Origin of the sequence: Alkalihalobacterium sp. APHAB7 (genome assembly GCF_048323755.1) — a bacterium.
Lineage (GTDB): Bacteria > Bacillota > Bacilli > Bacillales > Bacillaceae_F > Alkalihalobacterium.
In genome coordinates this window covers 50,409-62,825 of the sequence record NZ_JBLWFS010000004.1, presented here as the reverse complement: position 1 = coordinate 62,825, position 12,417 = coordinate 50,409, and the positions used below count along the sequence as shown (strand labels likewise).

Sequence of the window (12,417 nt, the reverse complement as noted above, 5' to 3'; positions counted from 1 at the left end):
GAGAGGTGTGTTATGAAACTTCCGACTTATTCAATTCTATTTATTTTGATATTAACCCTGAGTGGGTGTAACCTGGGTAATCAAACGAATGCTTCTAAATCAACGGCCTCTCCTTCACATTTCGAAAACCAACATCTCTCGGTAACATATGCTGGCCACTCTAGTACCCTTTTAAATGATGAAAATGGGTTCTATCTATCTTTTGAAATTATTCCGATTGGTTCGTATCCAATTGATGAAAGTCATTTTTCATTTGCTCTACAACGAGTCATTGAGGATGATATAGGGAATGAATATGAAAGTGTTAAAACAGAAGTTATATCGACCAACGACGATGGAGAACCTCTTCCTGAAAATAAAGTTTATTTCAAACAATACTTCCAACCCGAATTAGACAAAGATAGTAAGGACTTGTCAGTGATGTTCTATGCTAAACCTCTTTATCATCGCCAGTCTGTCCTATTCGAAAATTTGAACCATGACAGTGACAATAAGATGTTAAACGATTTAAACATAGCTAAAGTTCAAACGGATGGTAAGAAATTAACTCTCTATATAGAAGATGTACATCAAATTCAAGGTCTGGAAACAACTATGATTCATTCAGGTGAAGAAGTCTACCCTGTATTCACTTCTACAGAAATAGGTAAATTCAATTATTCTTTAATAGCAAATTATGAATTTGCTATGGAAATTCCTGACCCATTCACATTAAATATAAAAAGACATCGTCTCGAAGATCAACTTTGGGATTTTCCAATTACGATCACATTAAAATAGGCTAAATCCTTAGTGAGCGCCTTCCTACCTTTGGAGAATGAATTCCAAAAGGTAGGGGTCTGACATCTGGACTTAGCCTTTTTGTTTTACCGTCATTGAATTGTATTTTTTAAGACACCTAATTCATCCACTCGAACTTCAATTTGATCACCAGACTTCAAATACTTAGGTGGCTTAAATCCACTTCCTACCCCTGATGGAGTACCAGTTGCAATAATATCACCAGGCTCCAACGTCATTCCTTGGGAAATAACCGAAAGAATTGTCGGAATAGAGAATATCATCTGTTCTATACTTCCTTTTTGTCTCAATTCTCCATTTACTTTTGTTTCTATTTCTAGCACACTGTCCTTTACTAAACTAGTGTGAGTGATCCATGGACCCATAGGACACGTCGTATCTAAACTTTTTCCCAAAAAGAATTGTTTATGCTTCTTTTGAAGATCTCTTGCAGTAATATCGTTAAGAAGTGTATAACCAAATATGTAATCAAACGCTTCTTCTTCTTTTATAGCAGTACCTTTCTTTCCAATGATGATGGCAATTTCTCCTTCATAATCCAATTGACTCGTTATATGTGCATGATTGAGGACTGTTTCTTCTGTACCAATCACAGTAGTTGGGGCTTTCGTAAACATTAATAAATGTTCTGGGATATCAGCAACACTTCCCATTTCGATCGCATGCGCTGCATAATTTTTACCGACGCAAAATATATTTTTTCTTGGTCTCGGTATTGGGGCTAATAACTTTAGTTCAGGTTCATTTAAGAAGAAAGAGTAGTTCTCGATGTTTCTTGCTTCAAGCCAATCCATACTTACTGTAACTTCATGAATAAAAGTTTCTCCTTGGTCAATCGCTTCTAGTAACGAACTTGGAATGTTGACATTATTTCCTTTTTCATTAAAGACTTTTTCAAGATCAATCACTCTCGTTTGATCCTCATTTAGCATGCCTATCCTTTGTTCCCCTTTATATTCGAATGTAACAAACCTCACCGTACACACCTACCTTATAAATAGTTTATAGCTCTTAATCATTAGGCCTTACACTTACCATATAAAAAGAGAGCCGACCCCAAAGTGTCTGCGCTCCCTAAGAATGAAATCTAAATTAATACATCATGCACTTATCCGAGAACAGCTCTATCGCTTGCCATTTGCTCTCCACGTATACGTTGAAACTCATTTAACAGCTTTTCAATCGTTAAATTTTGTTTATCTTCTCCTTGCACATCAAAGATAATTTGTCCTTTATCCATCATAATGAGTCGATTCCCTAAATCTAAAGCTTGCTGCATATTATGGGTAACCATTAAAGTAGTTAGATTAAAATTACGAACAATCTCCCCTGTCAGACGGGTAATAAGTTCAGCTCTTGAAGGATCAAGTGCAGCGGTGTGTTCATCTAACAAGAGGATTTTCGGTTCAGTAAACGTAGCCATTAAAAGAGACAATGCTTGGCGCTCTCCACCAGACAACAATCCTACCTTTGCTGTAAAGCGATCTTCTAAGCCTAAATTTAACGTTGCTAAATACTCCCGAAACATGTCTTTTCTTTTTTTCGTTACACCAAATCGAAGCGTTCTTTTTTTATTACGTGAATAGGCCATTGCTAAATTTTCTTGTATAGTCATCGTCGGCGCCGTTCCTGCCATAGGGTCTTGGAAGACACGGCCAATTAATGTAGAACGTTTGTATTCAGGTAGATGTGTAACAGCTTTACCGTCAATAACAACGTCACCAACATCTGGGGATAGTGTTCCAGAAATCGTATTCATTAAAGTTGACTTTCCAGCTCCATTACTGCCGATAACCGTAATAAAGTCTCCTGAATTTAATTCTAGATTAATATTTTGTAAAGCTTTTTTTTCATCCAGCGTACCTTCGTTAAAGGTAATGCTAATGTTATTAAGATGCAACATTTCCATTCCCCCCTATCTGTGAAAGTTCGGCTCGCTTCTTTAAGCGTCGCCGTTTTTCTTTTCGAGCAGCGAGTATTTTCGGGGTAACGAGTGCCGCAACTACAATAACGGCCGTAATTAATTTCATATCTCCCGTCTCTAAGAACTCGACTCTTAATGCTAGTGTTAATACGATTCGATAGATGATGGCTCCACCTATGACCGCTAACGTTGTCCGAGCAATCGTCTTCGTTCCGAATAAAGCTTCACCTATAATTACGGATGCAAGTCCTATAATAATCATCCCAATACCCATTCCAACATCGGCAAAGCCGCCATATTGGGCAATTAAAGCTCCAGATAAAGCAACTAGACCATTTGAAATACCTAAACCTAAAATGATTAAATAGTCGGTATTGGCTGAGAAACTGCGAATCATTCGTTTGTTATCACCTGTTGCTCTAAGTGCTAAACCAACTTCTGTCTTTAAGAATAGGTCCAATAATACTTTTACTGTTAATGTAACGATAAGGGCAAAGAATACAACTGCCCATGTACGTGGAAGCTGTGGTACGCCTAAAAACGTTATAATGCCATTAAAAAACTGGTCAAATCCGAGATTTTGCCAAAATGCAGTTAGCTGTTTGACAAGTGTCGTTTCATTTAACAATGGTAAATTCGGTCGCCCCATAATTCTTAAATTAATGGAATAAAGAGCGATCATCATTAAAATACCGGACAGCAACGGATTAATTTTTCCTTTCGTATGAAGAATCCCTGTGACACAACCAGCAATAAACCCTGCTATAACAGCGACTACTGTTGCAATGATTGGAGAATACCCATTGATAATCATCATCGCAGCAACTGCTGCTCCTGTCACAAAGCTCCCGTCTACAGTCAGGTCGGGGAAATCAAGGATGCGAAAGGTGAGGTAGACCCCTAGTGCCATAAGTGCATAAATGATTCCAGATTCAATTGAGCCAAAAATTGAGATAAACATGGTGACCTCTTCCTCTCTAACTATAATATCTTCTCTAGTAACGTGACTGACTCAAGCTAATCTATAGCAGATTTCGTCTTGAGCCAGTCCCGCCCTTATAAGAGGTTGTTCAAAAAGTCTGGGGGAAATATCTGTCGATAGAAGATCTTCGACTAAGAGCCCCACGTCCTGTGGGAACGTCGAAGTCACCACATCCTGTGGCAGCTCGTCAGCTTTCTCTTCCGCTCTTCACGTATTAACACCATACGCTCCAGTGCTTGGAGACCGCGCTTCCTCGAACTTCTCGGATCTTTTTGTCTTCCTTTTTGAACACACACTATTTCTATTTTTTTATTAATTATTAATTACTTCAGCAATTTCATCCCATTGATCGTTCCACTCAACACCTTGTTCTTCTGCAGCTTGTTTATTGATAAGCAGTGTAAGCTCTGGTGGAATTTCTACGTTAATTTCTGAAGGCACTTTTTCCCCATTTAGAATTTGTACAGCCATCTCACCTGCACGGTAACCGATAGAGAAGAAATCAACTCCATACGTTGCAAATCCGCCGCCTTCTAATGATTCTGGGTCCCCAACAATTAACGGAATATCGTAATCATTTGCTACTCCTACTAAAGCACCTAGACCTTGAACGACTGTATTATCTGTCGTCATTAAGAATACATCTACACGATCAGCTAAAGAACGTGCTGCCTCAGCTACTACTGCTGAAGAATCAACACTTCGCTCTACTAAAGTGAGGCTCGTACCTTCCATAGCTGCTTTTACTGATTCTAATTGTGCGATTGAGTTTTGTTCACCAGAATCAATGATGATACCTACTGTTGCCCCTTCAAAATTTTCTTCAATAAATTGTACAGTCTTTTCTGTAAATTCAGGGTGTAAATCGATAACACCTGTAATGTTTTCACCAGGCTCGTCTAGTGCAGTTACTAATCCTGCTGAAACTGGATCTGAAACAGAAGCAAATACGATAGGAATTTCGTTAGTAGCATTTAATGCACCTAATGTACTAACTGTTGAGTTTGTAAAGATTAAATCTACATTATTTGCAACAAAGTTATTTGCAATTGTATGAACGTTATTTTGATCACCTTGTGCACTTTGGAAATCATAGGATACGGAAAGCCCAGCATCTTCTAGCGCTTTTTGGAAGCCTTCATAGGCTGCATCTAGTGATGGATGCTCTACGATTTGAGTAGCACCAATTTTAAATGTTACTTCCTCTTCTGCGGGTGCTTCTTCTCCAGCGTTGTTTTCCTCTGGTTCAGCTGGTGCACTACTTTGCTGACCACATGCAGTTAGCGCCATTAAACCAACAGCCGCAGTCCCGACTAATTTCATCCACTTTTTCATCTTTGTTTCCCCCTATAATTTTTATAATTTTCTAATAGTTATGTATTATCATAGTATATTTATCAATGAATTGTAAACAACTTTTTTTATCGGTTTAAAGCGTTTGTGCGAATACGTATTAAAAGATCCAACAAACAGTATTTTTTCTCTTTTTTATCTGCGAATATTATATATATCTATTGTTTATACTGTTTTTCAGAATAGCTTTGTTTAACCCAAATCACTATGATCTTGTATCAGTTAATGGCTTCCTTTTGCCTCCACTTCGCAACATCAACAAGTTGTTCTTGCAAATCACTTTTCATTTCAATACAGTAGGAAAAGATAACACGGTTGAAAAGGATCGATTACGAATGGATGTATTGCAGTTCATACTTTTTATTGTTTTATCAATTATCGGTGGTACAATCGGACAAAAATTACGGCTTCCTGTTGGCACGATAATAGGGGCGATGTTTGCTGTAGGAATAGCTAAAACGTTTCAGTTATTAACATTAGAAACGACCGTTCCCATGGCTTTTGTTCTACAAGTGACACTTGGATTGATGGTAGGATTAACATTTACGAAACTATCGGTATATCAGTTACGTCAATTAGCGACCAGTCTAGTAGCTGTTACATTTAGTGTATTTCTTATTACGATCGGTAGTGGACTACTAATTGCGACACTATCACCCTTTGAACAAGGTGTTGCTATATTATCAGCGGCTCCAGGTGGAATGATAGAAATGGCAACAATCGCCAAAACACTCTCATTACATGCTCCAGTAGTTATTATGCTTCATCTCATTAGAGTTCTGAGTGTGATGACGATTTTTCCAATATTGCTCGAATACCTGCATCGTAAAGAAATACAAAAAGGAGGATCGCCTTATGAAACGTTGGGTCATCACTAGTATGCTAGCAATAATAGGTGGCTGGCTTGGTTTCATGACGTCGTTTCCTTTAGGTCCCTTATTAGGTTCCTTATTAATAATCGCAATCGTACAAATGAAAACAAATACGCTTCCTCCATTACCTATGAAAGCTAAACGAATGATTCAAATGCTGCTAGGAGGAAGCATTGGACTTACTTTTAGCCAGGAAACGTTTTCTATTCTCTCTACCGTTTGGTTGCACGCTCTCCTGCTACCTTTATTGCAAATAAGCGGTGCTCTATTATTAGCACTCTTCCTAAAAAAATTTCTTAAATTTGATACATTAACAGCAGTATGTAGTTCGGCTCCAGCTGGAATGACTGAAATGATTGTCCTTGCTGAGAAATATCCAGTCTCAGTCCCAACGGTTGTCACTCTCCACCTTTTTCGTCTCATGCTCATTGTAAGTGTCATGCCTTTTCTCATTTACTACTTGTTCATTCGCTAATATTATATATGTTTTGTACACTGTAACTAATCCATAAAAATTTCTTCAGTGATGCTGAGCTAGGACGAAATCTGCCTCACAAATCAAAGCTCTAACTTGTTCGTGCACCAACCGGGCTTTTGGTTGTTGGTGCTTTCTCCTAGTTTTTTCTTCTTGTGTACACCATTCTTGGCTTTTGGTTGACACTTTCTCGTAGTTAGTTTCTCCCTCTTGCGCTCACCATTCAGTGCTTTTCGTACACGATGTCTCCTAACTTTTTCCTCTACCGCTCACTATTCCACGCTTTCCGTTCACGCTTCCTCCTATATTTTTTCTCTAACGCTCACCAATTCCCATCGATTGTTGGTTGCTGTATACTCCTCATAATAAATAAACGAGGATGACTAATGTCACCCTCGTTCTATCGTACATGCTACTTCGTATTCAAAATATTGTTCTTCCTTTTTTTGTAATTCCTGTTCTAGGCTAGGCAATAATTGTTCACACGAATTATTTTGATCTTGTTGCTGTATGATGTCATTTATAATACTGGCATGTTCACGTTCAAAATAAAGGTCAAAAGGAAAATAGTGCTTCGCAAACCTTTGAAAGTCTTCGTCTTCGTATGTCTTCATATACTGCAAAAGTGGTTTGTGATCATTTATCACTACAGCGACACGTACATTTCCGTCTTCATCATTACCTATTTCAAATTCTTCCCCATAGTTCATTTGAGTGAAAAGATAGTCAATAATGATAAAATCACTAAACGCAAGAAATTCTGCACTGGAGTAATTCACTTCTACTTCCTTTTCTTCTGTTACAATCATACTTCCTTCAAACGCGGTTACAAACATGTTTTCTTTGACAAACCAAGCACTTGCGATAACGATAATAACAATTACAAAGGCGGCGATATTCTCAAATCTTTTATCTTTTACCTCTTTCTTTTTCAACCATTTCGATACAAAAAAAGAAAAAAGACCACAAAGGATGGCTACTAGAAAAACACCTAAAACTATGAAAAGCCAAGATGGAAATAAAAACACCATAATATCAAATCCTATCTATATAATTATCCATAGAAAATATGGTATCATACTTAACGTATAAAATACTCCTCATAAGTAAAACAATGAGCATGAGAGCTATATTTTTCCCATTAATTGTGGATCTTGTTATTATCACATGCTAAAACTTGAGTGCACGATGCTCTTCCATATTATTTGATATATAGAATAGAGGTAAAACAAATGAATGTCGTTCTTACAACATTAAATGCGAAGTATATCCACACATGTCTAGCGCTTCGCTGTCTGAAAGCTTATGCTGAGCCTGAATATCCGGTTGAAATGGTTGAATTTACAATAAAAGATCCCGTCATGAATATCGTTACAGATCTTTATCAAAGAAAACCTGACGTGATCGGGTTTAGTTGCTATATTTGGAATATCGAAGAAACCATTAAAGTCGTTGAGATGCTAAAAAAAATTATGCCAGACGTTAAGATTGTCCTAGGTGGTCCTGAAGTGTCCTATGATACAGCTTATTGGCTTGAGCGAATTCCTCATGCTGACTTTATCGTAGTTGGCGAAGGGGAAGAAACGTTTAAACTTCTTTTAGATGAACTAAATGGTGAAGAGAAATTTCATATGGTGTTTGGCCTTGCTTATCGTAAAGACGGTAAAGAGATTGTTAACCCGCCAAGTGCAAAGCCGGACTTAAATGCAATTCCTTCCCCGTACCGTTTTCAAGAAGATTTACCTGCTCTTTCAAAACGCGTAACCTATTTTGAGACGAGTCGCGGCTGTCCTTTCAGTTGTCAATTTTGTTTATCTTCTATTGAAGTAGGCGTTCGTTATTTTGATATTGAGAGAGTCAAATCGGATTTACTGTTCTTAATCAAGAGTGGTGCGAAGTTAATTAAGTTTGTGGATCGAACCTTTAATATTAAGCGGGATTATGCGCTTGAGATTTTTCAATTTCTCATTGATAACCATGAAGGATGTGTGTTTCAGTTTGAAATAACCGCTGATATCATGCGTCCAGAAGTTCTCGAGTTTCTAAACGAGAACGCCCCGGCTGGTATTTTCCGATTTGAAATTGGTGTTCAATCAACAAATGACGCAACGAATGAACTCGTTAAACGAAAGCAAAATTTTGAAAAACTCTCTAGAACGGTAACCCTCGTCAAAGAAGGCGGAAAAATTGATCAACACCTTGACTTAATTGCTGGATTACCTGATGAAAATTATGACTCTTTTAAAAAGACATTTAATGATGTGTTTGCCCTGCGTCCTGAAGAACTTCAACTAGGTTTCTTAAAAATGTTACGAGGAACAGGATTACGTCTGAGAGCAGAAGATCATAACTATGTATATATGGATCATGCTCCATATGAAATACTAGGAAACAAAATCCTTCCTTTCAATGACATCGTTCGTATTAAGCGAGTGGAAGATGTATTAGAAAAATATTGGAATGACCATCGTATGGATGAAACGATCGAATATCTAGTTACTAAAGAATTTGATTCTGCTTTTGACTTTTTCCAACAGTTTGGAGATTATTGGGACAAGCAAGGCTGGTCTAAGATTGGTCATCAGCTTGAAGATTTATTCCGCCGTTTATATGAATTTTTACAAGCAAGAGAGACAAAAAATCTTAAGGTCATTCACGGTTTAATGGTTTATGATTATTTTGTACGTCATAAACATAAACCGAGAACAACATGGTGGAATTTCTCGTTAACTAAGGAACAACAATCTCATTATTTAAAGTCGATGGCAAACGAACCAGATACCGTTTCTGAACAATTTAGTTCGTTGAAATTGTCAGAAAAGGATCTTCATAAGCATACAATGATTGAAGTGATTGCTTTTGATCTCGACTATTATTTACAAACAAAAGAAGTGATCGAAAACAAACAGTTAATTATCGCTTACTTTAACCCAAAAGAATTGAAAACTACTCATTACACTTGTGAACTAAACAAACTAGAACAAGGCGCCTTATCTTAAGGCGTTTTTTTTCTAATAAAGGAGAGGAAGAAATTTGAAACGTTGGGCTTACTTATCAATTGCTGCGGGGGCTGCACTTTGGGGTACGATTGGATTATTCGTTCAAGAACTTTATAGTCTCGGTCTAACTCCACTCCAAGTTGTAACACTACGTGTCAGTTGTGCGGTTATTTTTCTACTGATCTATACTTTTTTCGTCAATCGTCAATGGCTTCGAGTACAATTGAAAGATAGTCCACTTTTTATTGGTACAGGAATTATAAGTATCGTTTTTTTTAATTGGTGCTTCTTTGTCGCCATTCAAGAAACATCCATTTCCGTTGCCGCCATTTTGCTCTATACCGCTCCTGCTTTTGTCCTGATTTTATCCCGGCTTTTATTTAAGGAACTGCTAACTGTACGGAAAATCCTGTCTTTAATCTTGACTCTTTTTGGATGTATTCTTGTTGTTGAGCTCCTTCCAAATGGTTCAATGACAATGACAACTGTAGGGATCATTGCAGGTCTTGGTTCTGGATTGTTTTACGGCTTGTACAGCATATTTGGTAAGTTTGCCTTAAGAAAGTATCATCCTATGACGGTAACCATATACACCTTTTTATTTGCAACCTTATTTACATTACCTATCAGTCAAGTGTGGACTTGGATTGGTCAATTAAATGATGTAAAGCTGTGGATTTACGCGGGTAGCTTAGGATTATTTCCAACCGTGTTAGCTTTTATTTTTTATACAAATGGGCTTAAGCAAGTTGAAGCAGGTAAAGCATCGATTATTGCCACACTAGAGCCTGTTGTTGCAGCATTTATCGGTATGTTATTTTATAGTGAAATCTTAACATTATGGCAATATATTGGAGTTTTGTTCGTCATTTTTTCAGTAATCATTGTACAGAATATGTCTTTAACTAATTTTTTAAGGAAAAGAAAAGTAAAACAATCTGCTTAATCTACATAAGTTGCGGTCATTGATTTTCCACCTTAAAAGTCTTATGCTTATTGCAAAATAGAATGGAGGGAAACAAAAAGTGAATCCAGTTATTGAAACCCTAAAAAATCATAGATCGATCCGTAGTTATACAAATGAACCTGTAAGTGAAGATCACTTAATAACGATAGTTGAAGCAGCTCAAGCCGCTCCCTCATGGATTAACGGCCAGCAAGTCTCGATCGTCTCTGTCAAAGATGACCATACCAAAAAGAAATTGACCGAACTCGTTGGTAATCAAAAATATGTAGATGAGGCTCCTGTCTTTTTTATCTTTTGTGCTGATTTTTATCGTGCTTCATTAGCGGCTGAAAAAGAAGGGACATCTCTAGCAATTGAAGAGGAAGTTGACTCATTATTAGTTGGTGCAACAGATGTTGGTCTAGCAATGGGGAATGCCATCGCAGCTGCTGAGTCACTCGGATTAGGCTGTGTTCCCATTGGTGGGGTTCGTCGTCATTCTTTAGAAGTTATTAAATTATTAAATCTTCCGAAGTACGTCATACCGATTTCAGGTTTATGTATTGGCTATGCTGCAGAAGATCCTGGTCAAAAGCCACGTTTTCCAAAAGAAGCAGTATATCATGAGGAAACCTATAACCCTAACCTTAAAGGCATTTTAGATACATATGATCAACAAATGGAACAATATACGAAAGAACGAACAAACGGGAAAATGTCTTCCAATTGGTCTTCACGAGTAGCTTCTTTTTATAGTAAACCTTACTATGACAACATTGCAAAAATGCTGAAACAACAAGGGTTTACTTGTAAAAATATAAAGTAAGTGATTATACAGAAAAGAGGTTGAACTCTAGTTCAACCTCTTCTCCATTTCTATAGCGTTGCTGCAAAATGCTTTTAGTCCTTTTTTATAAGTTGTTGTTCATTAAAATAACGTTCTGCTCCTAGGTGTACATCCAGTGGCATTCCATCTAAAGCTCCGTCTAATGTAATTTGTAACCCTAGTCGATCATTGTTAAATTGTTCGAGGTTTTCAAACATCGCTCTCGTCATTTCATATACTAAGTCCTCATCGACACTTGAATTTACAATTAGCATAGCTTTAATAGCTAATGTCGTTACATCAGAAGTTGTTTCATACCAGTCTTTTGAAATGGTATACGAAACATAGTATGGATACTTTGCTTGTAATTCTTGAATTTTTTCTTCATTGACAGAAATGAAGTCTACATCATCACTCAGTTCTTTTAACACCTTACCTTCACCCATTTCTAATCCTGCTGAAATAAACGCTGCATCGATTTTCCCACTTTGAAGTTCTTCTGCTATTTCAGTACGATCCATGTACTTTTCTTCAAAATCCTCGTAAGTAATTCCATGTATGTTTAAAATTTGCTTAGCATTTACTTCAAGAACAGAATCTCTATTTCCAACTGCTACCCGCTTACCAACAAGATCATCCACTGTTTGAATTCCACTTTCAGGTCGAACGACAATGTGTATAACTTCAGGATATAACGTCGCTAAACCATGGAACCCCGTTATTGGTACATCTCCTTCAAACAAATAAAAACCATGACTCGCAAAGTAGGCAAGATCATTTCTAATTACGGCTAAGTCTGCATGACCATCTACAATATCATAGATCGTAGCAACAGAACTTGTGGAAGAAAGTGAAGTGGCATCTACATTCTCTACATTTGGATTAATGATATCATCTGCAAGAACCTCTCCAACTGCAGAATAATTCATCTGTTCTTCAACCAAGATTACAATTTCCGGCATATTCGTTTCCGCAGTACTATCGATTTTCTCGATAGCTGTCTCCGTTTTCTCTTTCTTTACTTCCTCACTATTCGTACACCCAGATAAGAAAAGTATGTGAGTGAATATAAGTAGTACGATGATAGTCCAAGTTTTCATAGTTTTCTCTCCTATTCTATTTCTTGTTAAACAAAGGCTGGTTCTTTTACTTAGCTTGAACAACTCCTCTTAGTAACAATATGAAATTGAATGTAGGTATTAGTACGACTTTTCATAACTTATTTATAGGTACGGAGTG

The 12,417-nt window shown here is 37.2% G+C and carries 12 protein-coding genes; 6 read left to right on the top strand and 6 right to left on the bottom strand.

What is annotated here, in order from left to right; translation table 11 throughout:
- Positions 1 to 12: 12 nt before the first annotated feature.
- Entirely contained in the window at positions 13 to 780 is a 768-nt protein-coding gene (locus ACNSTQ_RS05820; RefSeq protein ID WP_418198905.1) for a hypothetical protein, read from the top strand.
- A 92-nt stretch (positions 781 to 872) separates the two neighbouring features.
- Here the strand turns inward: ACNSTQ_RS05820 and ACNSTQ_RS05815 are convergent, their stop codons facing one another.
- From ACNSTQ_RS05815 to ACNSTQ_RS05800, 4 genes are all read right to left on the bottom strand, one after another.
- The gene (locus tag ACNSTQ_RS05815) at positions 873 to 1,778 is read right to left on the bottom strand and encodes a fumarylacetoacetate hydrolase family protein (protein WP_418198904.1); all 906 of its coding nucleotides are present in this window, start codon (positions 1,776 to 1,778) and stop codon (positions 873 to 875) included.
- A 131-nt stretch (positions 1,779 to 1,909) separates the two neighbouring features.
- Positions 1,910 to 2,704 (bottom strand): ABC transporter ATP-binding protein, encoded by a 795-nt coding sequence (locus ACNSTQ_RS05810; protein WP_418198903.1) that lies wholly within the window; start codon positions 2,702 to 2,704, stop codon positions 1,910 to 1,912.
- The gene (locus ACNSTQ_RS05805; protein ID WP_418198902.1) at positions 2,691 to 3,686 is read right to left on the bottom strand and encodes an ABC transporter permease; all 996 of its coding nucleotides are present in this window, start codon (positions 3,684 to 3,686) and stop codon (positions 2,691 to 2,693) included. The genes ACNSTQ_RS05810 and ACNSTQ_RS05805 overlap by 14 nt, the downstream gene beginning before the upstream one ends.
- Before the next feature lie 333 nt (positions 3,687 to 4,019).
- Positions 4,020 to 5,042 carry an ABC transporter substrate-binding protein gene (locus ACNSTQ_RS05800; RefSeq protein WP_418198901.1) on the bottom strand — a complete coding sequence of 341 codons (1,023 nt, stop codon included), beginning with the start codon at positions 5,040 to 5,042 and terminating at the stop codon, positions 4,020 to 4,022.
- A 287-nt stretch (positions 5,043 to 5,329) separates the two neighbouring features.
- Between ACNSTQ_RS05800 and ACNSTQ_RS05795 the strand changes: the two genes are divergently transcribed.
- Together ACNSTQ_RS05795 and ACNSTQ_RS05790 are read left to right on the top strand one after the other, a co-directional pair.
- The gene (locus ACNSTQ_RS05795; protein WP_418198900.1) at positions 5,330 to 5,938 is read left to right on the top strand and encodes an AbrB family transcriptional regulator; all 609 of its coding nucleotides are present in this window, start codon (positions 5,330 to 5,332) and stop codon (positions 5,936 to 5,938) included.
- The gene (locus ACNSTQ_RS05790; protein WP_418198899.1) at positions 5,916 to 6,407 is read left to right on the top strand and encodes an AbrB family transcriptional regulator; all 492 of its coding nucleotides are present in this window, start codon (positions 5,916 to 5,918) and stop codon (positions 6,405 to 6,407) included. Before ACNSTQ_RS05795 ends, ACNSTQ_RS05790 begins: the two co-directional genes overlap by 23 nt.
- 389 nt (positions 6,408 to 6,796) lie before the next feature.
- On the opposite strand, the gene ACNSTQ_RS05785 is transcribed toward ACNSTQ_RS05790, so the two are convergent.
- Positions 6,797 to 7,438 (bottom strand): hypothetical protein, encoded by a 642-nt coding sequence (locus ACNSTQ_RS05785; RefSeq protein WP_418198898.1) that lies wholly within the window; start codon positions 7,436 to 7,438, stop codon positions 6,797 to 6,799.
- Between the two features lie 201 nt (positions 7,439 to 7,639).
- Between ACNSTQ_RS05785 and ACNSTQ_RS05780 the strand changes: the two genes are divergently transcribed.
- The 3 genes from ACNSTQ_RS05780 to nfsA all read left to right on the top strand — a co-directional run bounded on the left by ACNSTQ_RS05780 (position 7,640) and on the right by nfsA (position 11,178).
- On the top strand, positions 7,640 to 9,406 hold the full coding sequence (locus ACNSTQ_RS05780) for a B12-binding domain-containing radical SAM protein (protein ID WP_418198897.1): 1,767 nt from the start codon (positions 7,640 to 7,642) through the stop codon (positions 9,404 to 9,406).
- A 34-nt stretch (positions 9,407 to 9,440) separates the two neighbouring features.
- Entirely contained in the window at positions 9,441 to 10,352 is a 912-nt protein-coding gene (locus ACNSTQ_RS05775; RefSeq protein ID WP_418198896.1) for a DMT family transporter, read from the top strand.
- 79 nt (positions 10,353 to 10,431) lie between these two features.
- Positions 10,432 to 11,178, top strand: a complete 747-nt coding sequence (nfsA, locus tag ACNSTQ_RS05770; RefSeq protein WP_418198895.1) for an oxygen-insensitive NADPH nitroreductase — start codon at positions 10,432 to 10,434, stop codon at positions 11,176 to 11,178.
- 74 nt (positions 11,179 to 11,252) lie between these two features.
- Here nfsA and ACNSTQ_RS05765 read toward each other — a convergent pair whose 3' ends face one another.
- Positions 11,253 to 12,278 (bottom strand): TAXI family TRAP transporter solute-binding subunit, encoded by a 1,026-nt coding sequence (locus ACNSTQ_RS05765; RefSeq protein ID WP_418198894.1) that lies wholly within the window; start codon positions 12,276 to 12,278, stop codon positions 11,253 to 11,255.
- Positions 12,279 to 12,417: the final 139 nt, after the last annotated feature.